The organism is Methylobacterium sp. WL103 (genome assembly GCF_008039885.1).
Lineage (GTDB): Bacteria > Pseudomonadota > Alphaproteobacteria > Rhizobiales > Beijerinckiaceae > Methylobacterium > Methylobacterium cerastii.
Genome location: NZ_VRUX01001263.1, coordinates 1 through 473, shown reverse-complemented (window position 1 = coordinate 473; position 473 = coordinate 1). Strand labels below are relative to the sequence as shown.

The window sequence follows — 473 nt, the reverse complement described above, 5'->3', positions numbered from 1 at the left end:
CCGCGCAGGTGCGTGCCGAAGACGCCGACCAGGGTCCGGCCCTCGCGCGTCCGCGCGCCGAAGAACCGGTCCTCGCCGCGCCGCCCGGAGGCGATGAGCGCGCGGGCGTCCGCCAGGGTGAAGGGCGCGGGCAGGAAGTCGACGGCGCCGGTGATCGCCGGGTCGTCGGTGAGGCTGCGCAGGGCCTCCGCGTCGTCGGGCGTCAGCCCGTCGATCGTCAGGCGCGCGGTCTCCAGACCGGGCAGGTCGCTCAAGCTGTCGGCTCTCGCGCGGCGGAAAAGCATCTGCACGGATGTGGGATCGGGTGGCGGTTCCCGAAAGAGACGCTTTGGCGAGGCGGTCTCATCCCGCGCTCGTGCCGCGCCCCAGGGCCCTACTCGGCGGCCTCGAAGCCCGAGAGCGGCGCCTCGACGCGGCAGACCACCCCCTCGGGCTCGTAGGCGAGGCCGACCGACCCGCCGACCGCGCCGGCG

General features: G+C 75.5%; 1 pseudogene. It reads right to left on the bottom strand.

The features are described 5' to 3' along the window. A pseudogene (locus FV222_RS28920) lies at positions 1-284 on the bottom strand (N-acetyltransferase); the annotation flags it as partial. Between the last annotated feature and the right edge of the window lie 189 nt (positions 285-473).